Origin of the sequence: Microbacterium azadirachtae, assembly GCF_000956545.1 — a bacterium.
GTDB classification, from domain to species: domain Bacteria; phylum Actinomycetota; class Actinomycetes; order Actinomycetales; family Microbacteriaceae; genus Microbacterium; species Microbacterium azadirachtae.
In genome coordinates this window covers 195,645-218,047 of record NZ_JYIT01000084.1, presented here as the reverse complement: position 1 = coordinate 218,047, position 22,403 = coordinate 195,645, and the positions used below count along the sequence as shown (strand labels likewise).

20 protein-coding genes, 1 tRNA gene and 1 pseudogene are annotated in these 22,403 nt (G+C 68.3%); 10 read left to right on the top strand and 12 right to left on the bottom strand.

Annotated elements, in window-relative coordinates; all coding sequences use genetic code 11:
• The first annotated feature begins 218 nt into the window (after positions 1–218).
• The 9 genes and pseudogenes from RL72_RS19940 to RL72_RS20655 all read left to right on the top strand — a co-directional run.
• Complete coding sequence (locus RL72_RS19940; protein WP_156156821.1) at positions 219–602, top strand: hypothetical protein; 384 nt, start codon at positions 219–221, stop codon at positions 600–602.
• A gap of 183 nt (positions 603–785) precedes the next feature.
• Entirely contained in the window at positions 786–1,424 is a 639-nt protein-coding gene (locus RL72_RS16065; RefSeq protein WP_082072455.1) for an MT-A70 family methyltransferase, read from the top strand.
• Positions 1,424–1,621: a hypothetical protein gene (locus tag RL72_RS16060; protein ID WP_045251868.1), complete on the top strand. Its 198-nt coding sequence runs from the start codon at positions 1,424–1,426 to the stop codon at positions 1,619–1,621. Before RL72_RS16065 ends, RL72_RS16060 begins: the two co-directional genes overlap by 1 nt.
• A gap of 192 nt (positions 1,622–1,813) precedes the next feature.
• The gene (locus RL72_RS19935) at positions 1,814–2,029 is read left to right on the top strand and encodes a hypothetical protein (protein ID WP_156156820.1); all 216 of its coding nucleotides are present in this window, start codon (positions 1,814–1,816) and stop codon (positions 2,027–2,029) included.
• Positions 2,022–4,184 carry a type IV secretory system conjugative DNA transfer family protein gene (locus tag RL72_RS16055; protein WP_052674466.1) on the top strand — a complete coding sequence of 721 codons (2,163 nt, stop codon included), beginning with the start codon at positions 2,022–2,024 and terminating at the stop codon, positions 4,182–4,184. The genes RL72_RS19935 and RL72_RS16055 overlap by 8 nt, the downstream gene beginning before the upstream one ends.
• A gap of 181 nt (positions 4,185–4,365) precedes the next feature.
• Entirely contained in the window at positions 4,366–5,223 is an 858-nt protein-coding gene (locus RL72_RS19615; protein WP_082072454.1) for a replication-relaxation family protein, read from the top strand.
• Positions 5,220–5,519 (top strand): hypothetical protein, encoded by a 300-nt coding sequence (locus RL72_RS16045; RefSeq protein ID WP_045251867.1) that lies wholly within the window; start codon positions 5,220–5,222, stop codon positions 5,517–5,519. The genes RL72_RS19615 and RL72_RS16045 overlap by 4 nt, the downstream gene beginning before the upstream one ends.
• Positions 5,516–6,340 (top strand): hypothetical protein, encoded by an 825-nt coding sequence (locus tag RL72_RS16040; protein WP_156156819.1) that lies wholly within the window; start codon positions 5,516–5,518, stop codon positions 6,338–6,340. The genes RL72_RS16045 and RL72_RS16040 overlap by 4 nt, the downstream gene beginning before the upstream one ends.
• 208 nt (positions 6,341–6,548) lie before the next feature.
• A pseudogene (locus RL72_RS20655) lies at positions 6,549–7,817 on the top strand (recombinase family protein); the annotation flags it as partial.
• A gap of 640 nt (positions 7,818–8,457) precedes the next feature.
• On the opposite strand, the gene RL72_RS16030 reads toward RL72_RS20655, so the two are convergent.
• The 9 genes from RL72_RS16030 to RL72_RS15990 form a co-directional block, all read right to left on the bottom strand.
• A tRNA-Gln gene (locus RL72_RS16030) sits at positions 8,458–8,532 on the bottom strand.
• Positions 8,533–8,646: 114 nt separating this feature from the next.
• The gene (gltX, locus tag RL72_RS16025; protein ID WP_045251864.1) at positions 8,647–10,152 is read right to left on the bottom strand and encodes a glutamate--tRNA ligase; all 1,506 of its coding nucleotides are present in this window, start codon (positions 10,150–10,152) and stop codon (positions 8,647–8,649) included.
• A 126-nt stretch (positions 10,153–10,278) separates the two neighbouring features.
• Positions 10,279–11,829 carry a S53 family peptidase gene (locus RL72_RS16020; RefSeq protein ID WP_156156818.1) on the bottom strand — a complete coding sequence of 517 codons (1,551 nt, stop codon included), beginning with the start codon at positions 11,827–11,829 and terminating at the stop codon, positions 10,279–10,281.
• Positions 11,830–11,963: 134 nt separating this feature from the next.
• A complete protein-coding gene (locus RL72_RS16015; RefSeq protein ID WP_045251862.1) occupies positions 11,964–13,238 on the bottom strand; it encodes an MFS transporter in 1,275 nt (424 codons plus the stop codon).
• The gene (locus tag RL72_RS16010) at positions 13,235–14,014 is read right to left on the bottom strand and encodes a fumarylacetoacetate hydrolase family protein (protein WP_045251861.1); all 780 of its coding nucleotides are present in this window, start codon (positions 14,012–14,014) and stop codon (positions 13,235–13,237) included. Before RL72_RS16010 ends, RL72_RS16015 begins: the two co-directional genes overlap by 4 nt.
• A gap of 26 nt (positions 14,015–14,040) precedes the next feature.
• Positions 14,041–15,099: a phosphogluconate dehydrogenase (NAD(+)-dependent, decarboxylating) gene (gene gnd / locus RL72_RS16005; RefSeq protein WP_045251860.1), complete on the bottom strand. Its 1,059-nt coding sequence runs from the start codon at positions 15,097–15,099 to the stop codon at positions 14,041–14,043.
• A gap of 77 nt (positions 15,100–15,176) precedes the next feature.
• Entirely contained in the window at positions 15,177–16,289 is a 1,113-nt protein-coding gene (locus RL72_RS16000) for a branched-chain amino acid aminotransferase (RefSeq protein WP_045251859.1), read from the bottom strand.
• Positions 16,290–16,340: 51 nt separating this feature from the next.
• A complete protein-coding gene (locus tag RL72_RS15995; protein ID WP_045251858.1) occupies positions 16,341–17,402 on the bottom strand; it encodes a 3-isopropylmalate dehydrogenase in 1,062 nt (353 codons plus the stop codon).
• Between the two features lie 98 nt (positions 17,403–17,500).
• Complete coding sequence (locus RL72_RS15990) at positions 17,501–19,039, bottom strand: MFS transporter (RefSeq protein ID WP_045251857.1); 1,539 nt, start codon at positions 19,037–19,039, stop codon at positions 17,501–17,503.
• A gap of 67 nt (positions 19,040–19,106) precedes the next feature.
• On the opposite strand from RL72_RS15990, the gene RL72_RS15985 reads away from it, so the two are divergent.
• The gene (locus RL72_RS15985; RefSeq protein WP_045251856.1) at positions 19,107–19,652 is read left to right on the top strand and encodes a TetR/AcrR family transcriptional regulator; all 546 of its coding nucleotides are present in this window, start codon (positions 19,107–19,109) and stop codon (positions 19,650–19,652) included.
• Between the two features lie 106 nt (positions 19,653–19,758).
• Here the strand turns inward: RL72_RS15985 and serA are convergent, their stop codons facing one another.
• From serA to RL72_RS15970, 3 genes are all read right to left on the bottom strand, one after another.
• Entirely contained in the window at positions 19,759–21,390 is a 1,632-nt protein-coding gene (gene serA / locus RL72_RS15980; protein WP_248700499.1) for a phosphoglycerate dehydrogenase, read from the bottom strand.
• A 156-nt stretch (positions 21,391–21,546) separates the two neighbouring features.
• On the bottom strand, positions 21,547–21,876 hold the full coding sequence (locus RL72_RS15975) for a hypothetical protein (RefSeq protein WP_082072453.1): 330 nt from the start codon (positions 21,874–21,876) through the stop codon (positions 21,547–21,549).
• Entirely contained in the window at positions 21,873–22,400 is a 528-nt protein-coding gene (locus RL72_RS15970; protein ID WP_045251855.1) for a hypothetical protein, read from the bottom strand. Before RL72_RS15970 ends, RL72_RS15975 begins: the two co-directional genes overlap by 4 nt.
• Positions 22,401–22,403 lie beyond the last annotated feature (3 nt).

Here is a 22,403-nt window from a genome sequence, read left to right as displayed (position 1 = left end):
GCTCGTGATCCACAGGAGCCCGGCAGCCGACAGGCCCACCCTCCCGAGTCGGTCGTTGTGATCTTCACGACAACCGCGACCAGAACATTGACTTCCGCTCCCGACCGATGCATACCAAGCGACCGGACAAGAGCGGGCACCAGACCTCACCAGTAGGTGAGGAACCAACAACTGAATAGGCAGCCGAACGGCTGCCGGACCTCATGAAAGGGGGCGACATGACCAACAACACCAACGCTAGGAAGAGGGAGGCGCTGTCGGCTGCCGGGCTCCTGTGGATCACGAGCACAGGAGCCGTCCCGATGGCAGCTCCCGCGGCGTTTGGCGGAGCAACGTGGCGACAGCAACTGGATGACATGAACGCGTGCGCCGAACAAGAGGGCGTCACGCTGGGCGATGACAACCTGTTCTGTACGCACGTCCCCGAAACGCTCTGGGCGAGCATGCGAATCGTCAAGCTCCTGGAGTTCGTGGCTCAGCATCCGACCAGAGAACTCTTCGTTCCCAGCTCCGTTTTCGCGGACCTCACCCTCGATGACCGTGAGGTACACATCTCCGCACTCGAGACACAGGGAACGCAGCTGATGTTCTGCGACGAGTGAGGTCAGGTCGCGCCCGACGTGTGAACGGCGGGCGCGACCGCCCCTGATATCCCGCCCATCTCGTCGTTGTGGTTTTCGCAACGACCCCGACCAGAACATTGACGACTCGCGCCACCTGGCGCATAACCAGTCATCGCCACAACCCGCCAAACGTTTGCGGGCCTGAGAGAGGAGTACTTCGACATGATCAGCAGCAGCAACATCAACCGGACCGATGCGGCGTCGTCCCGAAAGGGGCAGGCGAAGCGCTTCGCCGTGGTCTACGCCGACCCACCCTGGGACATCGCCCAGCAGGGGAAGCGCGGCGCGATCAACCACTACGACCTGATGACCCTCGACCGCATCAAACGGATGCCGGTCGCCGACCTCGCCGCCGACAACGCCACGCTGCTGCTGTGGACGACGAACGCCGCGCTCCCCGGCGCGCTGGAGGTCATGAAGGCCTGGGGCTTCGAGTACAAGACGAACGCCATCTGGGACAAGTACTACCTCGGTCTCGGGAACTACTTTCGTTCGACCCACGAAATCCTGCTCCACGGGGTGCGCGGCAAGGCCCCGTTCAAGTTCCGCGGCCAACGCTCGACGCTCCTGTTCCCCCGCCAAGACCACTCGCACAAGCCCGAAGAGATGATTCCACTGATCGAGAGGGTGCTGGACGGCCCGTACCTCGAACTGTTCGCCCGGCAGCGCCCGAACAGCCACGCGGACTGGTCAGTGTGGGGCAACGAGATCGACTCCGACATCACCGTCCCCGGCTACCCGGTGCCCTCCGACTTCACCCGGCACACGACGCCGGACGCAGGAGAGAACGGAGATGCGTGATGTCCGATCCAAAGCCACCCACGATCGTGCAACGCTTCTTCCGCGCCTGCCTGCTCATCCTCGGCGGCATCCTCGCGCTGTGGATCGCGCTGGAGCTCCTGGCCCAGTTCTGGGGCTGGATCCTGCTGATAAGCGTGATCGTGCTCGTCTTGTGTGCCGCGGTCTACGCCTACCGCTACTGGTGGGGTGGGCGATGAAAAGCACAAGCACGTTCACCTCTGTCACGTCGTTGTGGAATGGACAACGGCGCGCCATTCCGCTTGACAATTCAAGCGTTCGAGTTCATAACAAGCGCCATCGTGCTCATCGGGCTTATGCCTACGAGCGATCCCAGCGTCCTTCCGCGACCGTTACGCAAACCCAAAGCAGAGGTGGGAAGGAGGTTCCGCATGAGTAGTCATGCCCACGGCGCACGCCGCCGCAACCACAAGAGCTCCGGACAGCGTGCCCGGGTGTTCTCCGATGTCAACCACGGTCTTCGCCCTCAGCACACTTCGAAGGCCTTCACTGCGGCTGGCCTGGAGCAGGCTCGGCTTGAAGCCTCCGCCCAGGCTGAAGTTGCCCGCACCGATGCCAGGAAACCGAAGGAGGTCGGTCATGCCTGAAGCATTCGTCTTCACCCGTCTCTACTTGCCGCGCCCAATCGGAGCTCAGACGCTCGACACACTCCTGACCCGGCTGCTCGGCAGCGACATCCCGAGACCGTTGTCCCTGGAGATCCTCGCCAGCGCCGATGGCGTGACGACGGTTCTCGGGTGTGCGCCAACGGCGGTTCACCGCCTGAAACGGCTCCTGACGGGCCTACTGCCCGGGGTCGGGTTTGGGACCGCCACGAGACCAGACGTGGCCGCTGTCAGCCGCCTCACCGCTCGTCCAGGCGGGCTCCCCCTGGCCGACGTCGAGCCCGAGCGTATCGTCGCCGGAATCCACCAGGCGCTGGCTGCCCGGCGTGGCCAGGAGGTGCTCGGCGTCCAGCTCCTCCTGGGACGAGCCCACCGCCCGCAGGAACTCCGCGCGACGGCGTTGGACCCGCTGCAGCCGCTCGGATCCCGACTCCTCGACGGCATCCGCCCCGCACCTACCGACACCCGCAAGCGCATGCACACCCACATCGCGCAAGCCAGGATCGATACCGTCCTGCGGATCGGAGTCGCCGCCGATACGGCCAAGCGCCGCCATGCTCTGATCTGGGAAGTGTTCGGCGCGTTGCAGTCGCTGGAAAGTCCCGGCGTCCGGTTCTCCCTCGTTCGTGATGCTCCGGCCCGGTGGAAGAGCGCGCAGGCAGGCCCGGGCACGAGGTTGCGCCTCACGACCAGCGAACTCGTCCCGCTCCTCGGGTGGCCGCTCGGCGACGGCGACTATGCCGGTGTTCCGGCGCTGCACCCGCGGCTCCTGCCGGTGCCGGAGATCGTTTCTCGCACCGAGTCCGTGTTCGCGATCGGGACCGCGCCCGGCCCCAAGCGACCCATCGGGCTCGACCCGCAGAGCCGCCTACGGCATCTCATCGCGCTCGGGCCGACCGACTCCGGAAAGTCCACTCTGCTGGAGCACCTGATCCTCGCCGACATCGCCGCCAAACGGGCCTGCTGCGTCATCGAACCCAAGGCCCAGCTGGTTGAGCGCATACTCGACGCGGCACCCGCCGAAGCCGCGGGGCAGATCGTCGTGCTCGACGCAACAGATACCGACGCACCAGTCGGGTTTAATCCTCTCGACGTCGGTGACCGCGACCCGCACATCGTCGTCGACGGCATCCTTGCTGCGCTCGGTGCTGTCTTCCACGAGGGCTGGGGGCCGCGCACGGAGTACCTGGTGCAGGGCGCGTTGCTGTCACTGGCGAGGGCAGGGCAGAAGCGCGGCATCCCATTCACACTCATCGACCTGCCGACACTCCTCACCGACGCCGCGTTCCGTCGCCCCGTCATCGCCGCGGTACAGGACGACCTGACCCTTAGCGCCTTCTGGGCGGAGTTCGAAGACATGCGCCCGGCGCAGCGGGCTGCGGTCATCGCATCGCCACTCAACAAGCTGAGAAAGATCGTGATGCGAAAACCCCTCGTGCGGGTGCTCGGGCAGTCCCAGCCGCGTTACCGCCTGCGGGATATCTTCCGCGAGAAGAAGACCGTGCTGGTGCCGCTCAACGACGCGCTCCTCGGCGAGGGCGCCTCCAAGCTGCTCGGCAGCCTCATCGTCGCCGAACTGTTCCTTGCCACCACCGAACGCGCAGCGGAAAAGGAACCGATGAAACGTCCCGGCATGATCTTCATCGACGAAGTCCAGAACTATCTCCATCTGCCGACCAGCGTCGAGAACGCCATGAGCGTGTTCCGCTCCTACGGCGTCGGCTTGCACGTCGCCCATCAGTACCGTGACCAGCTGCCAGCCGGGATGCGCAGCGGCCTTGACGCCAACGCCCGCACCAAGATCTGCTTTGCCCTCGACAGCGACGACGCCGGAGCGATGGCGAAGCGCGCACCGGACCTCACTGCCGCGGACTTCGAAACGCTGCCGAAGCACCAGGTTTACGCGCGTCTCGTCGCGGGTGGCGTTCCCACTGACTGGTGCTCTGCCGCGGTGCTGCCTCCCGAGCCCAACCTGCGCGCAGCCGACGTCATCCGGGAAGCCAGCCGCGAACAGTACGGCGCACGGCCCGCAGCTCCCGAACTATCGCCACCACAGCAGAGGTCACCCAAGGAACACGACCAAGTGGGTCACCCACTGCCCATGCGGCGATCGCATCAGAAGGAGAGGCGGCGATGAACGTCGCGTTGATGACGATGGAGAAGTGTGAGCGATCGTCCGGTCGGTGTTCCGTTCGGTGTTCGCTTCACCAGGAGCACCCACCTCCAGCCGTCCCCGCAGTCCGGCGACTTCCGCCACTTTCAGCAAGGGACTCCCGCTGCGTCGCAGCGGATACTCGCAGCTCCTCGGAGACGGCCCGATGAGCTCCAAGCACACACGAGACCTCGGCTTCCACCTCACCGATCGCGACATCCGCGTCCTAGAAGATCTGGAACGCTTCCGGCTCCTAACAACACGTCAGATCCAACGCCTTCATCTGCCCGCGAAACCCTACGGCGACCACGCCACCGTCAGCGCCGCCACCCGCGGCACGACACGCATCCTCACTAGGCTCGAACGCCTCAAAGCCGTCGCACGGCTCGAGCGGCGCATCGGCGGACAGGAGCACGGTTCCGCCCTGACGATCTGGCAACTCGGGTACTCCGGCGAGCGCTATCTCCGTCAGAGACGAGGCGAAACCGCCCGCGCTCAGTATCTGGAGCCTGGACGACAGTTTGCCAGCCACATGCTTGCCATCGCCGAGGTCGCTGTGATGCTCGGCGAGCACGCCGGCGCAGGATGGTTCGAGATCCTCGACCTGGCAACCGAACCCGCCTGCTGGCGCACCTTCACAGTCGGATCCAGTGCCATCACGCTCAAGCCGGACCTGTTCGTAATCACCGCCGATCACACCACCGAGACGCACTCGTTCATCGAGGTCGATCTCGGCACCGAGCACCTGCCCGCCGTGCTGCGCAAATGCCGGACCTACCAGCGGTGCTACCGCGCCGGAGAAGAGCAAGCCCGTCATGGGTTGTTCCCGGCCGTCGTTTGGCTCGTCCCGACGACCGCACGCGCCCGCGCCATCCAAGACGCCATCAAAGCTGCCCGAGATCTCGACGCCGACCTGTTCTGGATCACCACGACCGATCAGGCGCTCGATCACCTCGCGCCGTACGCCCCGCCCACCAACTCCGTAGGCGACATCACCACCAACCCGAAAGGAGGAAACCTATGAACTCATCAATACACATCACGCTCAGCGCCAAGCTCGACGAAACCGAGAAGGCGAGACACCTGATCGAACTCGGACTCGCACTCGATCCGGACGCGCGCAGCGAGACGCTGGCGCGGCTCATCGCCGGAAGCATCCACGGCGGCCCGGCTACGGCTCTCGAACGATTTGCCGCCACAGGCGAGCTCGATCCCGAATCCGCGCTCTCTGAACTCAACGACCTTGTCGTTCCCCTCGAAAGCGAGCCTTGGGTGGACGCCCTCGGCAAGCACATCGTCACCAGCGGAGCCCGATCGTGAACGAGCACGAACCGCAGCGCCAGCCCGAAGCGCAACCCGCGACTTATCGCGACGAACCAGACTTCCGACGCCTCGAAGTCGCACGCGATCATTGGATAGGCCGCGTGGCCGACGGCCTGGCCGAAGCCATGGCCACTCGCAACGAGATCGACGGCGACACCGCCCGCTGCATCGCCCACGTCCTCGGCCGCGCCTACGGAGCCCAATCCGCGCTCTCAGAGTACGGCCGAACCGGGGAAGGCAACTACCTGACGCTTCGCGACGAGTACCTGACGATCTACGCCGCCGCCGACGCCGATGCCATCACCAAAGAGTGGATTGACTGGTTCGGGACGTTCCTCGTCCAGCAGGAGAACGTTGGCAGCAAACGCCGTTACATGAACGAGTACCAGCAGCCCAACCTCGAGCGCCTGCTCGTGCGCACCGAGCTGTCGGTGCAGGGCCGGAACTATCTGGTGCACCTGCCAGCGTCCTTGGACTCCGGCGACACCGACATGCTGATCGAGGAGCTACTTCGCCTGTCGATCCACGACGACTCAGCGCTGCAGGCCTTCCTGACCCTGCCGGACGTTGATGCGAACGCACCGATGCTCATGGAGGGCTTCCACGAGAACTTCGTCGGCACCTTCGCCGACGCTGAGACGGCGATTCACGCTCTACTCGATATGGAGGAATGGCAAACAGAGATCTACGAGTACGCCAACGAACGCGGCTTCTTCGTCGACGCGCTCACGCCGAACGAGGACTGGTTGCTCGACCGAGTCCGCGACATTTTCGACGTCGTCGAGCAGAACGGAGAGCTCCATGTCTTCCAGAAGTAGGCCAGGCGGCTCCCGGCGCCCTCCACGTCGAGGTGCCAGCCTGCAAACCAACCGCAACATTCGCATCCACGGCGTGCGGCGTGCGCAGATCGATACCCACAACTTGGGGCGCGCGCTCCTTCGACTCGCTCAAGAACGCTACGAAGCTCGCCCGACCGAGTCGACCGACTCCGAGTAGATCAACGGCCTGGAACGCGAGGAGAACCCGATGATAAAGCCCGATGAACGAGGTGATTTCTACATCGCAGACGGCACCCCGGTCGGAGGCGCTGAAGAACCCCTGAACCGCGCCGCAGGACTGGACTTCCAGGGTGAAGAGAGGGTTAATCCGGAGGACCGTAACGGAGGTACCCCACCCATGGATAACGAACTCACTGGCGTTCTTGATATAGCGCCACCCAACTCACTCGACGGACTCGAGCAGTTGCTCTCATCGCCGACCGACAGCCTTGAAGCCGCCCAACAGGTCGCAGTCGCACAGGCGGTGACCTATCTGCGCGTCTCGACACCTCGTCAGCTACACACCGCCGCCGACCTCGACGAAGACGGCAACAGCATCGCCACCCAGCGCGTCGAGGCGATGCGCAAGGTGCGCGAACTACGCGCGACCGTCGTCAAGGAATTCGTCGAGCCGGGCCAGTCCGCTCAGACGATCTCGAAGCGCGCCGAGTTCAAGAAGCTCCTGCGCTACATCGACGACCACCCCGAGGTGAGGTACGTCGTGATCTACATGCGATCACGCGTGTTCCGAAACTTCACCGACGCCGCGATCACGAAGCGCCAGCTCCTCGAGAAGGGCGTGCGCCTGATCTCGGCCAAGGAAGAATTCGGCGAGGGCTACATGGCAGACGCCATGGAAGCCATCACCGACATCATGAACGAAGTCCAAGTCCGCATGAACGGCGAGGACGTCAAGGTCAAGATGGCGCACAAGGTCGAGCAAGGCGGCACCGTCGGACGTGCCAAGCTCGGCTATCTCAACGTCCGCAAGGAGTTCAGCGGACGCCTCGTCAACACCATAGATGTGGACTACGAACGTGCGCCGCTCGTAGCCTGGGCCTTCGAGCAATACGCCACCGGACGATACTCGATCAGCCAGCTCAAGGATCTTCTCGACGAACGCGGATTCACAACCCGACCGTCGCCGTCCAGGCCGGCCCAGCAGATCAGCCGCAGCCGTCTTGCTCTCATGCTCCGCAACCCGTATTACACCGGTGTGATGCGCTACAAGGGCAAGCTCTACGTCGGCCGCCACGAAGCGCTCGTCTCGAAGGAGACCTTCCTCGAGGTGCAGGAAGTACTCGATCACCGCAATCGCAAAGGTGATCGCGACATCGTCCACTTCCACTACCTCAAGGGGCTCGTCTACTGCGGCGAGTGTCTCGACGCCGGGCGCACCAGCCGCATGGTCTACAGCCAGAACGCTGGCAATGGCGGCACCTACGAGTACCTCGTCTGCGCCGCACGGCAGCACAAGCAGTGCACCACGCCGTGGCTCCGCGTCGAACAGATCGAAGGTGAAGTTACTACCGCCGTGAACGGCGAACGGCTCAGCGCCGAGGTCATCGACGCTATGCGAGCCGACGTCACCGACGCCATCAACAACCTGCTCGCATCCGACCGCGAGGCCAAAGCACAGCTGAGCAAGCAGCTCAACAAGCTGGAAGCTCAAGAAGAACGACTGATCGAGCTCGCCGCGACCGGATCGCTCCCAATCGCGAAGATCCGCGAACGCATCGAGCACACCACGCTCCAGAAAGAAGCGATCCGCGAGAAGCTCGACGTCACGATCGACCGTCTGCAGTACAGCGCCGATACAGCAATGGCTTACATCGACCTTCTTCAGGATCCTGGGAATCTCTACCAGCGCGCCTCGGACACCGTGCGCCGCGACCTGCTGACCGCCTACTTCGAGCGTCTCGTGCTTCGTGTGGAAGGCAACAAGATCCGGGTCGTAGGTGAGCGAAACGCCGCGAACGTCGGCGTGCGGCAGCTTCAGCCCGCACCGGGCACACAGGGCTCGGAGAACGGAAAAGCTCCCCGCGAAATCGCGAGGAGCTCAGAAAATCAACGAACCATGGCCAGTTCATTTGACCATGGTTCGAGTAACGTTCGTATGGCTGGGGTACCTGGACTCGAACCAAGAACAACTGAACCAGAATCAGCCGTGTTGCCAATTACACCATACCCCAAGGGCGAAACCTGGGCCTCGCACCGAGAGTCAAGCTTACCCGAGCTCATCCCGGGATCCAAACCGGGGCGGGATCCCGCGCGCGTCGCGCTCCCCCGCCCCGATCCGGACTCTCTCAGCCCAGGAACTCGGCCAGCGCGCGCAGGCGGCGCAGGGTCTCGTCCTTGCCGAGCAGCTCCATCGACTCGAACAGCGGCGGCGACACGCGGCGGCCGGTGAGCGCGACGCGGGGCGGGCCGTAGGCGACGCGCGGCTTGAGGCCCAGCTCGTCGACGAGCGCCGCGGAGAGCGCGTCCTGGATCGCCTCGGGCGTGAACGTCTCGAGCGGCTCGAGGGCCGCGGCGGACGCCGTCAGCACCTCCGCCGCGTTGTCCGGCAGGCCCTTCAGCGCGTCCTCGTCGTACGACACCTGATCGGCGAAGAGGAAGCCGAGCAGTCCCGGCACCTCGCCGAGCAGCTGCACGCGCTCCTGCACCAGCGGCGCAGCCCGGAACGCCTGCACGATCTGCTCGTGAGTGGGCTCGCCGTCGAACACGTCGGCGGCCGCGAGATAGGGCAGGATCCGCTCGGCGAAGTCCTTGGGCTCGAGCCGGCGGATGTGGTCGCCGTTGATCGACTCGGCCTTCTTCTGGTCGAAGCGAGCCGGGTTCGGGTTGACGTTGACGATGTCGAACGCCGCCGTGAACTCCTCGAGGGAGAAGACGTCGCGGTCGGGACCGATCGACCAGCCGAGCAGTGCGAGATAGTTGAGCAGACCCTCGTGGATGAAGCCGCGCTCGCGGTGCAGGAACAGGTCGGCCTGCGGGTCGCGCTTGCTGAGCTTCTTGTTGCCGGTCTCCCCCAGCACCAGCGGCATGTGCGCGAAGCGCGGCACGAACGTCGTCACGCCGGCGTCGATGAGCGCGCCGTAGAGCGCGAGCTGGCGCGCGGTCGACGGCATCAGGTCCTCGCCGCGCAACACGTGGGTGATCCCCATGAGCGCGTCGTCGACCGGGTTCACCAGCGTGTACAGCGGGGCGCCGTTCGGACGCACGACCACGAAGTCCGGGAAGGATCCGGCCGGGAACGTCACCTCGCCGCGGATGAGGTCGACGTAGGTCAGATCCTCGTCGGGCACGCGCAGGCGCAGCGCCGGCTGGCGGCCCTCGGCGCGGAACGCGGCGCGCTCCTCGTCGGTCAGATCACGGTCGTGGTTGTCGTAGCCGAGCTGCTTGGCCCGCCCGTTCGCCTCGTTGCGGGCGTCGATCTCCTCCGCGGTCGAGTAGCTCTCGTACACGGCTCCAGACGCGACGAGCTTCTCGATCACCTCGCGGTAGATGTCGCCGCGCTCGGACTGCCGGTAGGGCCCGTGCGGGCCGCCGACCTCGACGCCCTCGTCCCAGTCGATCTTGAGCCAGGTGAGCGCGTCGACGAGCTGCCGGAAGCTCTCCTCGCTGTCCCGGGCAGCGTCGGTGTCCTCGATGCGGAACACGAGCTTGCCGCCGGTGTGCCGGGCGTACGCCCAGTTGTAGAGGGCGGTGCGGACCATGCCGACGTGCGGCAGACCGGTCGGCGAGGGGCAGAAGCGGACGCGGACGTCGGCACCGGACGCAGTGGTGGTGCGGGGATCGGGAGTAGCCATAGCCCTTCGATTCTAGTTGCGGGCGTCCGGCTCCCCCTGACGGCGGATCCTGGTTTCGAGGAGCGATGTCCGTCCGGGATCGGACGAGGTCGGAGCGGACATCGTTCCTCGAAACCGAGGGTGGCGCTACTGCGCGACGAGCTGATCCACGTAGCCGGGCATCCGGGGCGCGCCCCAGCCGGTCGTGAGGTCGTAGCCGCCTGTGGTGGCGTACCCCGGCACGGCGTTCGGGGTGAGGGATCCGTCATCGGCCAGTGCCCACATGCGGTTGCTCGCGAGGTCGCCGCTCGGCGTCGTGCCGTACTGCAGCGGGACGATGTCGCCGAACGCCGCGGACTTGTCGAAGGATCCGCTGTACAGCGCCTTGTTGAGGTCGCCGATCGGGCCCTTCCCGGCGGCGGCGCGCGCCTGGTTGGCGATCGCCGTGGCCGCCGCCGCCTGCGGCGAGGCCGCCGACGTGCCGCCGTAGACGCCCCAGGCCGCGGGGCCCTCGGTGCTCGGGAAGTAGGAGTGGAACACGAGCACGCCGCCGTTCACCGCCGCGTTCCACGCGAGGTCGGGAACGCCGCGCGCGGTGCCGACCACGCCCGCGACGCCGTCCTGGAACGCGGGACGGGAGTAGACGGTCGACAGGCCGCCGCCGGTGCCGATCTGGAAGCCGCCCTCGTTCCAGACGGCCTCGCTCTCACCCCCGGCGTTCCAGGCCCAGTACGCGGGGTTGCGGGCGCCGTCGGCGAGATACGGCACGTCCTGCGTGGGGTTCCACGTCCATCCGGACTGCACCTGGGTGCCGCCGACCGACGTCACGTACGGCGAGACGTTCGGGTAGCTGACCTCGGGAGTGGAGCCGACCGTGCCGGCACGGTGCGAGCGGACGTAGCCGGTGGATCCGTCATCGCCGGAGGAGGCGAAGAACGTGTCGCCCTTGGCGAGGCCGCGCTGGAAGGTCTGGTCGAACTTGGCGAACTGGCTCTTCGCCGCGGACGCGGATCCGAAGGTCTGCTCGTCCGTGCCGAACGACATCGAGAACACCGTGCCGGAGGGGTACTTCTGGATCGCCCAGTCGATGGCCTTCATCAGGTTGGGCACGCCCTGCACGCCCTGCGTCTCGGCCGGCGGCGTCGACAGCAGCACGATGTGCGCCTTGGGGGCCATCGCGTACGCCCACTGCACGTCGAGGTTGGCCTCCCCCGCCCAGCCGGCGGCGGAGTTCGGGCCGGACTGGCCGACGCCCTTCCCCGTCGGGTTCTTGTAGTCGGGCGTGCCGAGTGGCGATACGGCCTCGAAGTCGGGGGCGGGACCTCCGAAGGTCTGCGCGAAGAAGTTCAGGTCGTCGGCCGCCGTCGGGCTGCCGTATGCGTCGACGAGCACGATCGTCTGACCGGCGCCGTCGTTGCTGGAGGCGAGCGGGCCGAGGCCGTAGTGCGCGCGCAGCTGGTCGGGCGTGTAGCAGTGGATGGTCGTGGACACGCGGTTGTCGGGAGCCGGCCTGGTGCAGGCGGCAGGTCCTCCGGCATCGGCCTGCGATGTGAAGGCCGAATCCGGCGCCTGCGCGGCGAAGGGAACCACTGCCGCGGCCGCCGGGGGTGGCGAGGCTACCGGTGAGAGGGCGAGCGCGGTCGCGCCGGCCATCGCGGAGACGCCGAGTACGGCGCCGAGGGTCCTCATTCGGGACATGCCAACCTCCTTGTTGACGGATCACCCGGCGCACGGGGTCGGCGCGCCGGGACCGAGCAAGACGCTACACCCGCATCAGCGCGCTGCTACCGGATGTTCAGCCGTCTCATAAGGTCGGCTCGAGACCTGCCGTCTCAGCGCCGGCCGAAGGGCGACAGGACGACGATCGCGACCACCACGACGAGCGCGGCGATCGCGAGCCCCGCGTAGGAGAAGCTCTGCAGGATGACGCCGGCGAGCACCGCGCCGCCCGCCGCGCTCAGGCTCATCAGCGAGTCGCTGCGTCCTTGACGGCGGGTGCGCAGCGCAGGCGCCGAGGCCTCGGTGAGCAGTGCGGCGCCGGCGACGGTCGCCGCGCTCCAGCCCAGCCCCAGCAGGATCAGCGCGACCATGACGCCCCACGCGGTCTCCCCCGCGAACATCGCGAAGCACAGCGAGACGACCAGCAGCGCCTGTCCGAGCAGCACCGTGCGCAGGCGGCCCCACCGGTCGGCGAGGATGCCGAACACCGGAGAGAGGCCGTACATCCCGGCGACGTGCAGGGCGATCGTGACCCCGACCAGCACCGTCACGTCGACGTCCGCCATCGGGTGCGAGCCCAGGGATCCGGCGCCGTGGTCCATGCCGGCCATCGTCATGTTCACGAGGTGCACCGGCGTCATGGCCATCACCGACGCCATCGTCACGTGCGAGCCGGCGACGGCGAAGATCGCGTAGCGCGCGGCGAGGGGACGATCGACGCGCTCGACGACCCCGTCGGCGGATGCGGTCTCGGGGAGCTCGCGGGAGACGAGCAGCGGATCCGGCCGCAGCGCGACGAGATACAGCGTGAAGGCCGCGATCTGCGCCACGAGCGAGAACAGGTAGGACCCGGTGTGCACCGGCATGCCGATCGCGCGCCCCAGCTGCTCCCCCGCGCCCAGCAGCAGGGGTCCGGCGACGCCGCCGATCGTGGTCGCCCAGACGACGATCGACAGGTCGCGCCCGCGATGCGCAGGGTCTGCGAGATCGGTCGCGGCGAAGCGCGACTGCAGGTTGCCGGCGTTGCCCATGCCGATCAGCACGATGCCGGTGAGCAGGAGCGGGAACGAGCGCACCGCGGCGGCCGAGATCACGATCGCGATACCGACGAGCGCGAGCAGGTTTCCCGCGGTCAGCGCGAAGCGGCGCCCTCTGGTGCTCGCCAGACGCGCGAGCGGGATCGCCGCGAGCGCAGCACCGAGCGTGACGGATGCGGTCGCGAGCCCCGACAGGGCGTCGCTGCCGGAGATGTCCTTCGCCAGGAGCGCCCCGAGAGACACCGTGGCGCCGAAGGCGACCCCGCCGAGCACCTGCCCGAAGGACAGGATGCCGACCGTGCGGCGCTGGATCCTGATCCGGTCGGCCTGCGACAGGACGACGCCGGTCACGACGCAGGAAGCGCGTCGCGCACGGCGTTGCGGAGCGTGCCGATGCCGCTGATCTCGACCTCGACCGCGTCGCCCGCCTCGAAGGCGCCCACCCCGGCCGGGGTGCCGGTCATGATCACGTCTCCGGGCAGGAGCGTGAACACGGCCGAGGCGTAGGCGATGACGTCGGCGACGGAGTGGATCATGTCGGTGAGGGGCGCGTGCTGGCGCACCTCGCCGTTGAGCCGGGTGGTGAGCTCCGCGGCGTCGAGGTCGAACTCGGTCTCGATCCACGGACCCAGCGGACAGAAGGTGTCGAAGCCCTTGGCGCGCGACCACTGGCCGTCCTTGCGCTGCAGATCCCGGGCCGTCACGTCGTTGCCGACGGTGTACCCGAAGACGTACTGGTGCGCGTTCTCGGCGGACACGTTCTTGGCGATGCGACCGATCACGACCACGAGCTCGCCCTCGTACTCGGTGCGCTCCGAGAGCGCGGTCGGGCGCACGATGGTGTCTCCGGGGCCGATCACCGACGTGTTCGGCTTGAGGAACAGCAGCGGCTCGGCCGGAGCCTCGCCGCCCATCTCGGCCGCATGGTCGTGGTAGTTCTTGCCGACGCAGACCACCTTCGAGCGCGGGATCACGGGCGCCAGCAGCGCCACGTCCACGAGCGGCACGCGCTCCCCCGTGGTCTCGTAGCCCGCGAACATCGGATCGCCGGCCAGCACGACCAGCTCCGCCTCGTCGAGGATCCCGTACTTGATGCCGTCGTTGTGGCTGAACCGTGCGATCTTCACAGGCTCAGCCTAGCGACGGCGCGCGATCAGCTCGTCGTCTCGGCCTTGTTGCCGCCCGCCTCGAGCACGTCGCCCGCGGGAAGCTCCTTGTGCCCGCCGAACTGCAGGCGCATCGCCGAGAGCACCTTGTTCGCGTACAGATCCTCGTCGCGCGAGGCGAACCGCTCGAACAGGGACGCGGCGAGCACCGGGACCGGCACGCCGACGTCGACCGCGGCCTTGACCGTCCAGCGCCCCTCGCCCGAGTCGGACACGCGGCCGGCGAGGCCGTCGAGCGTGGGGTTGCCCTGCAGCGCGGCTGCGGTCAGGTCGAGGAGCCAGGACGAGATGACGGATCCGCGGCGCCACAGCTCGGCGACCTTGGGGGTGTCGATGTCGAACTGGTAGTACTCCGGCTCCTCCAGGGGCGCGACCTCCGCGGAGTGCTCCGCCTCGCGGATGCCCGCGTCGGCGTTCTCCAGCAGGTTCAGGCCCTCGGCGAGGGCGGCCATGACGCCGTACTCGATGCCGTTGTGGACCATCTTCACGAAGTGCCCGGCCCCCGAAGGGCCGCAGTGCAGGAAGCCGAGCTCCTCGTCCGTGAGCTCGCCGGTGCGACCGAGCGTGCGCTCGATCTCGCCGGCTCCCGGCGCGATCGTCTTCAGGATCGGCGTGATCGTCGCGAACGCCTCGTCCGGGCCGCCGACCATGAGGCAGTAGCCGCGCTCGAGGCCGAAGACGCCGCCGCTGGTGCCGACGTCGACGTAGTTCAGCCCCTTCTCCCGCAGCGCCTTGGCCCGGCGCACGTCGTCGCGGTAGTTCGAGTTGCCGCCGTCGATGAGGATGTCGCCGGGCTGCAGCACCTCGCTGAGCTCGTCGACGACCCGGCCGGTGAGCCCGGCGGGGATCATGAGCCAGACGACGCGCGGGCCGTCGAGCTTGGCCGCGAGATCGGCGTAGTCGGTCGCGCCGATCGCCCCCTCCGCGACCAGGGCGGCGACGGCATCCGGGTTGACGTCGTAGACGACGCACTCGTGCCCTCCGCGCATGAGGCGGCGCACGATGTTCGCCCCCATCCGTCCGAGTCCGACCATGGCCAGCTTCATAGCAGGGTCCTCTCCTGTCAGGGATCGCGGTTCGTGCGCCGCCTCCGCGTCGGAAGCGGCGTGCGTCGTGCCGGGGTTCAGGCGTCCAGGCGGACGAGCCAGCCGTGGGTGTCCTCGCGGCGGCCGTACTGGATGTCGGTGAGCTCCTCACGCAGCGACATCGCGAGCTCGGTCGCTTCGGGGCCCTCGTGCACGATCTCGAAGTCGTCGGCCAGGAGCTTCCCGATCGGCACGACCACCGCGGCGGTGCCGCACGCGAACGCGCCGACGATCTCGCCAGATGCGGCGCCGTCGCGCCACTCCTGGATCGAGAGCTTGCGCTGCTCGACCGTGAGTCCGCGATCCTTCGCCAGCTCCAGGATCGACGCCAGGGTGATGCCCTCGAGGATCGAGTCCGACGCGGGCGTGAGCAGCCTGCCGTCGCGCGTGACGAGCACGAGGTTCATTCCGCCGAGCTCTTCGATGTAGTCCCCGTCGAGGAACAGCACCTGCTGGCAGCCCTTCTTGTACGCCTCCTCCTGCGGAAGCAGGCTCGAGGCGTAGTTGCCGCCGGTCTTGGCCGCGCCGGTGCCGCCGTGTCCGGCGCGCGCGTACTCGCGCGACAGCCAGATGTTGACGGGCTGCACGCCGCCGGGGAAGTAGGCGCCGGCCGGGCTGGCGATCAGGTAGTAGGCCACCTTCTTCGCCGCGCGCACGCCAAGGAACGCCTCCTTCGCGAACATGAAGGGGCGGAAGTACAGGCTCTCCTCGGGGTTGCTGGGCACCCACGAGGAGTCGACGGCGACCAGCTGCTTGAGGGACTCGATGAACAGCTCGGTGGGCAGCGGGGGCAGCGCGAGGCGCGCGGCCGAGCGCTGCAGGCGGGCGGCGTTGCGGTCGGGACGGAAGGTCCACACCGATCCGTCCGCGTGACGATACGCCTTGAGGCCCTCGAAGATCTCCTGCGAGTAGTGCAGCACCGCGGCGGCCGGGTCGAGCTCGATCGGGCCGTACGGCGAGACGCGGGGGCGGTGCCACCCGCCCTTCTCCGACCAGCACAGGTCGACCATGTGGTCGGTGAAGTACTGCCCGAATCCGGGGTTCTGCAAGATCGTCTCGCGCTCGGCGTCCGAGCGCGGCTCCTCGTTGCGGGTGACCCGCCAGATGAGTCCGGCGGGAGACGGTGCCTGAAGAGGGAGTTCGATGGTCATGAGTGTGTCCTGACAGGTCGAAGGGGACGGCGTCGTGCGCGTGACTTCAGGTTACGCCTGGAGCCGGGCGATGATCGCCGCGCCGGTCTGTTCGGTGGTGCGGGTGCCTTCCCGCGAGGCGATGTCCTCCTCGACCGCGCGCTGCACGCGCGCGGCCTGTGCGCCGAGCCCCAGGTGGTCCAGGAGCAGGGCGACCGAGAGGATCGCCGCGGTGGGGTCGGCCTTCTGCTGACCCGCGATGTCGGGTGCCGAGCCGTGCACGGGCTCGAACATCGACGGGAACGCGCCGTCGGGGTTGATGTTGCCCGAGGCGGCGAGGCCGATGCCACCGGTGACGGCGCCGGCCAGATCCGTGAGGATGTCCCCGAAGAGGTTGTCGGTGACGATCACGTCGAAGCGCGAAGGGTGGGTGACCAGGAAGATCGTGGCCGCATCGACGTGCAGGTAGTCTACGGCCACATCGGGGTGCTCCCGCGCCACCTCGTCGACGACGCGCTTCCAGATCGCCCCGGCGTGCACGAGCACGTTGGTCTTGTGCACGAGCGTGAGCCTCTTGCGGCGCTTCTCGGCGAGGGCGAACGCGTAGCGCACGACACGCTCCACACCGAACGCGGTGTTGACGCTGGTCTCGTTCGCGACCTCGTGCGGAGTGCCCTTGCGGATCGCCCCGCCGTTGCCGACGTAGGGACCCTCGGTGCCCTCGCGCACGACGACGAAGTCGATCTCGCCCGGATCCGCCAGCGGACCCGGTGCCCCCGGGTACAGCTTCGACGGACGCAGGTTCACGTAGTGGTCGAGCTCGAAACGGAGCTTGAGCAGCAGACCGCGCTCGATGTTCGCGTCCTTGAGGCGCGGGTCCCCCGGCTGCCCGCCGACCGCGCCGAGCAGGATCGCGTCGTGCGCGCGGATCGCATCCAGGTCCTCGTCGGTGAGCGTGTCGCCCGTCTCCAGGAACCGGCCGGCGCCGAGCGAGAACCGCGTCTTCTCGAAGGTCACGCCGCTGTCGGCGACGACCGCGTCGAGCACCTTCTCCGCCTCCGCGACGACCTCGGGGCCGATCCCGTCACCGGGGATGACGGCCAGCTTGACGACACGGGACGAGGCTTCGGACACGGACGCTCCTCAATCGTTGCGGGTGGAGGATCCCAGGCTATCGGGCGCGCGGGATCCCCCATGCACGCATGTCGCGGATCCGCGGCGCGGAACCCCGCTCAGCGGCCGAGGCGGCGGCCGAGCGTGAGCGCCGCGATCACCGCGGCGCAGATCACGAGCAGTCCGCCGATGAGCGAGGTGACCATCACGCCGGTGCCGAACGCCTCGGCCGCCGCCTGCCGCAGCGCCGCCCCGAGCGCGTCGGGCAGCTGCGCGGCCGCCGAGAACGCCCCCGCGAGGGTCTCGGTGGCACGTGCGGCCACAGCCTCCGGCACCCCGTCGGGGACGACGAGGGAGTTGCGGTAGAACGCGGTGATGATGCCGCCGAGGATCGTGGTGCCGAGCACCGCGCCCAGCTCGTACGCCGTCTCGGACACGGCGCTCGCCGCTCCCGCCTTCTCCGGCGGGGCCGCCGCCAGGATGAGCTCGTTCGACACCGTCTCCGCGGCACCGATTCCGATGCCGAGCAGCACGAACGCGACGATCAGGGGCGCGACGCCGTGCGCGTGCGTGGTGAAGGCCACCACCAGGTAGCCGGCCAGCGAGAACACGAGTGCCGCCGGTACGAGCACCTGCGGCCGAACCCGGCGCGCGATGGGGACGACGATCAGACCGGAGACGATCATCATGGCCATACCCGGGATGAGCGCGAGTCCCGCCTGCACGGGCTTGAGCCCGAGCACGAGCTGCAGATGCTGCGACACGTAGTACAGGAAGCCGACGAGGGCGACGACGCTGAGGAGGTTGACCAGGATCGCGCCGCTGAACATCCCCCGGCGGAACAGCGCCATGTCGAGCATCGGGGTCTCCGCGCGCAGCTGACGGCGCACGAACAGCACGCCCACGCCGACGCCGAGCACGACCAGGATCACCACGAGCGGGGTGATGCCGTGGACCGCGAACTCCTTGATCGCATAGACGACGGGGACCATGGTCGCCATCGACATCGCGATGCTGATCGGGTCGATGCGGCCGGGGTTCGGGTCGCGGCTCTCCGGCACGAGGATCGGCGCGAGGATGAGCAGCGGGATGAGCACGGGCACCGCCACGAGGAACACCGAGCCCCACGCGAAGTGCTCCAGCAGCAGGCCTCCGACGATGGGGCCGAGCGCGGAGCCGGCAGAGAACGCCGCCGCCCAGATCGCGATCGCCAGACGGCGCTGGTCGCGGTTCTGGAACACCGAGCGCAGCAGCGACAGGGTGGAGGGCATCAGCATCGCGCCGAAGAAGCCCAGTGCCGCGCGTGCAGCGATCAGCAGGGCCGCGGTGGGAGCGAAGGCCGCGAGAGCGGAGACCAGAGCGAATCCGGTGGCGCCGATGAGCAGAAGACGGCGACGACCGAAGCGGTCGCCGAGCGTGCCCATGGTCACCAGGAGGCCGGCGAGCACGAGCGGGTAGACGTCGATGATCCACAGCTGCTCGACACCGCTCGGCCGCAGGGCCGTGGAGATCTCGGGCAGCGCGAACGACAGCACGGTGTTGTCGACGGAGACGAGCAGCACAGGCAGCATGAGCACGACCAGCGCCGCCCAGCCGCGTGCGCCGACGCGGGGGCCTTCCTCGGTCCCCGGCAGGGAGATCGACGCTGTTGCGGACATGGTGCACCTCTCGGTTCTTCGATGTGGCGACGGATAACTTAACCGTCCAGCTGGTATAGTAACAGACATGGCCAGACCTCCGCATGCCCGCGAGCGCGTTCTCGACGCCTACGAGGCGATGCTGATCTCCGACGGAGAGCGCGCCGCGACCCTCGACGCCGTCGCTCGCGCCGCGGGCGTCTCCAAGGGCGGGCTGCTGTACCACTTCGCCTCGAAGGACGAGCTCGCGGCAGCGATGATCGCGCGCCTCGAGCGGCTCGGGATCGAGGACGTCGAGAGGATCCGCACGGCGCCGGAAGGACCGGTCGAGCACTACCTGCGCACCTCGGTGATGATGGACGACGACCTCGACCGGGCGATCATCGCCGCGACGCGCCTGGCGCAGGGCGGAAGCACCGCCGCCACCGAGGCGCTGCACCGCATGCGCGAGGAGTCGGCCGAGGCGATCCGCCCGCACGTGCGCGATCAGGCCGCGCTCGACCTCGTGATGCTGCTGAGCGACGGGCTGTTCTTCAACAACGCCGTGGATGCGGACGGATCCGACGACGTGGTCCCCTCAGGCGCCGAGCTGGACGCGCTCGTCGCTCTGGTGCTCCGGTCGGTGGCGAGCTGACCTCGCCCCCGGTCGTTGAGCGAGGACGCCGCAGGCGACCGAGACGAAACGCGGCACCCTCGCAAGGGCACCGCGTTTCGACTCGCTCCGCTCGCGGGCGGGGTCGTCAGGCTTCGACGAGCTCGATCTGGCGGAACAGGTCGGCGTCGATCGCCTCGCGCACCTCGTCGAGGAGCGTCTCGGGGATGGGCGAGTCGAGGGTCAGGACGCTGAGCGCCTGGCCGCCCGCGGTCTCACGCGCGATCTGCATGCCGGCGATGTTGATCCCGGCGTCGCCGAAGCGCTGACCGTAGACCGCGACGATGCCGGGGCGGTCGGTGTAGAGCATCACGACGTGGTGCTTCTCGATCGGCAGCTCGACCGCATGGCCGTTGATCGCGACGAGCTTCTCGATCTGCTTGGGGCCGGTCAGCGTGCCCGAGACCGACACCTGGCTGCCGTCGGCGAGCGCGCCGCGCAGCGTGATGACGTTGCGATACTCCTCGCTGACGTCGTCCTGGACGAGACGCACGGCGACGCCGCGCTGCTCCGCGAGCAGAGGCGCGTTCACGTACGACACGGTCTCGCTGACGATCGGCGTGAAGACGCCCTTGAGCGCGGCGAGACGCAGCACGCCGACCTCGTACCCGTTCAGCTCGCCGTGCACCTCGACGTCGAGGCTGGTGAGCGGCGACTGGGCGAGGCCGGAGAGGATCTGGCCGAGCTTCTCGGTGAGCGGAATGCCGGGACGCACGTAGGGGTCGATCACGCCGCCGGCCACGTTCACCGCGTCGGGCACGAGGTCGCCGCCGAGCGCCAGGCGCACCGAGCGGGCGACCGAGACGCCGGCCTTCTCCTGGGCCTCGTCGGTCGACGCGCCCAGGTGCGGGGTGACCACGACGTTCGGCTGCGCGGTGAGCGCGCGGGCCGCGGATCCCTCCACCGGCGGCTCGGAGGTGAAGACGTCCAGGCCGGCGCCGGTGATCTCGCCGTTCTGCAGCGCGACCAGCAGCGCCTCCTCGTCGATGAGGCCGCCACGGGCGACGTTGACGACGTACGCGGTGGGCTTCATGGCGCGGAACTGCTCGGCGCCGATCATCCCGGTGGTCTCCGGCGTCTTCGGCATGTGGATCGTCAGGAAGTCGCTCTCTGCGACGAGCTCGTCGAGGCTCAGCAGCTGCACGCCGAGCTGCTGAGCCCGCGCGCTGGTGACGTACGGGTCGTACGCGACCACGCGCATGTCGAACGCCGCCAGGCGCGCGGCGACCAGGGCGCCGATGCGGCCGAGGCCCACGATGCCGACCGTCTTCTCGAACAGTTCGGCGCCGGTGTAGGAGCTGCGCTTCCACTCCCCCGCGGACAGCGAGGCGTGCGCGGCGGGGATGCGCCGCGCGAGGCTGAGGATGTGACCGACCGTGAGCTCCGCGGCCGAGACGATGTTCGAGGTGGGCGCGTTCACGACCATGACGCCGGCGGCGGTGGCCGCCTTGATGTCGACGTTGTCCAGGCCCACGCCGGCACGGGCGACGACCTTCAGGACGGGCGCGTGCGAGAGCGCCTCGGCGTCGATCCTGGTTGCCGAGCGGATCAGCACCGCGTCGGCGTCGACCAGCGCGGCGAACAGCGCCTCCCGGTCGGTGCCGTCCACGGAGCGGACGTCGAAGTCGGGACCGAGTGCGTCCACCGTGGCGGGCGAGAGCGTCTCTGCGAGCAGGACGACGGGCTTGCGGGCGGACGTGTTCACGGCGTTCTCGGGCACAGAGAGATCCTTCGGGGCTGGGAAGGGGGATCCGGATGCGCCGCACCGTCGGGGCGCGATGGTGCGAACACTCTACCGGAGTGCGCACGCGCCCCCGGACCGTGTGACGCCGTCGGTCGACCCCCGCCCGAGACGGTCAGTCCCCGCCTGAGAAGGTCAGTGCCCGCCTGAGAGGGTGTACCCGACCACGTCCAGCCAGAACACCGCCACCACGCCGAGCCCGGCCAGGAGCACCAGGGCGACCGCGCCGAGCCCCCGGCGCCGCGTGAGCGCGACCGCCAGGACGAACACGATCACGGGCATCGCGATCGCGAGCACGAGCGCCACCCAGGTCGTCGCGTCGAGCGCCATCCCCACCAGCGGGATCATGTAGGCCACCGCGTTCCAGACCGCGTATGCGTAGAGCAGCCCGAACACGCCCAGGAGCGTGTAGAGGATCCAGCGGGGTCGGCGCGGATCCAGGGTCGTCATCGTCTCGGCGCTCATGCTCCCACCGTCCCGAACATCACGAAGGGCCACGGCACGAGCAGCACCGCGCCGGCGACCAAGGCCAGGATCCGGATCCACGAGGCCTTGCCGCGCGTCAGCGCCCAGGTCGCCGCGAACCAGAGCACCGGGGCGAGGGCGGCCAGCCACATCCACGGGAAGTAGGTCCAGTCTCCCAGCAGCAGCGACGCGCGCGGGCGCAGCCGGAAGCCGCCGACGATCCAGCCCGCCGCGAAGAGCAGGTAGACGCCGCCGATGATGCCGTAGAACACGAGCGCCGCGTTGCCGACGCCGGCGGGCTCGTCCGCCTCCTCCTCGGCGTCGCCCGGTGCCGCCGAGCGCTCGGCGACCGTCGCCGCCCCCGCGTCGGCGGCCGCCTCCGTCGCGGGCGCCTCGTCGTGCGCGGCCTCGTCTGCGACCGGTGCGGGCGGGGCGGCGGCAGCAGGAGTGCGGGCCGCGGGGGCGGTCGGCGCCTCGGGCTCGTCGCCCTCCCAGCGCAGCGCGTCGTCCGGATCGCTCGTCATGTG

Excerpts from the sequence above, each read along its gene's own strand:
- RL72_RS19940 (WP_156156821.1), top strand. The coding sequence starts at position 219 with ATGACCAACAACACCAACGCTAGGAAGAGGGAGGCGCTGTCGGCTGCC.
- RL72_RS16065 (WP_082072455.1), top strand. The coding sequence starts at position 786 with ATGATCAGCAGCAGCAACATCAACCGGACCGATGCGGCGTCGTCCCGA.
- RL72_RS16060 (WP_045251868.1), top strand. The coding sequence starts at position 1,424 with ATGTCCGATCCAAAGCCACCCACGATCGTGCAACGCTTCTTCCGCGCC.
- RL72_RS19935 (WP_156156820.1), top strand. The coding sequence starts at position 1,814 with ATGAGTAGTCATGCCCACGGCGCACGCCGCCGCAACCACAAGAGCTCC.
- RL72_RS16055 (WP_052674466.1), top strand. The coding sequence starts at position 2,022 with ATGCCTGAAGCATTCGTCTTCACCCGTCTCTACTTGCCGCGCCCAATC.
- RL72_RS19615 (WP_082072454.1), top strand. The coding sequence starts at position 4,366 with ATGAGCTCCAAGCACACACGAGACCTCGGCTTCCACCTCACCGATCGC.
- RL72_RS16045 (WP_045251867.1), top strand. The coding sequence starts at position 5,220 with ATGAACTCATCAATACACATCACGCTCAGCGCCAAGCTCGACGAAACC.
- gltX (WP_045251864.1), bottom strand. The coding sequence starts at position 10,152 with ATGGCTACTCCCGATCCCCGCACCACCACTGCGTCCGGTGCCGACGTC.
- RL72_RS16020 (WP_156156818.1), bottom strand. The coding sequence starts at position 11,829 with ATGTCCCGAATGAGGACCCTCGGCGCCGTACTCGGCGTCTCCGCGATG.
- gnd (WP_045251860.1), bottom strand. The coding sequence starts at position 15,099 with ATGAAGCTGGCCATGGTCGGACTCGGACGGATGGGGGCGAACATCGTG.
- RL72_RS16000 (WP_045251859.1), bottom strand. The coding sequence starts at position 16,289 with ATGACCATCGAACTCCCTCTTCAGGCACCGTCTCCCGCCGGACTCATC.
- RL72_RS15990 (WP_045251857.1), bottom strand. The coding sequence starts at position 19,039 with ATGTCCGCAACAGCGTCGATCTCCCTGCCGGGGACCGAGGAAGGCCCC.
- RL72_RS15985 (WP_045251856.1), top strand. The coding sequence starts at position 19,107 with ATGGCCAGACCTCCGCATGCCCGCGAGCGCGTTCTCGACGCCTACGAG.
- RL72_RS15975 (WP_082072453.1), bottom strand. The coding sequence starts at position 21,876 with ATGAGCGCCGAGACGATGACGACCCTGGATCCGCGCCGACCCCGCTGG.
- RL72_RS15970 (WP_045251855.1), bottom strand. The coding sequence starts at position 22,400 with ATGACGAGCGATCCGGACGACGCGCTGCGCTGGGAGGGCGACGAGCCC.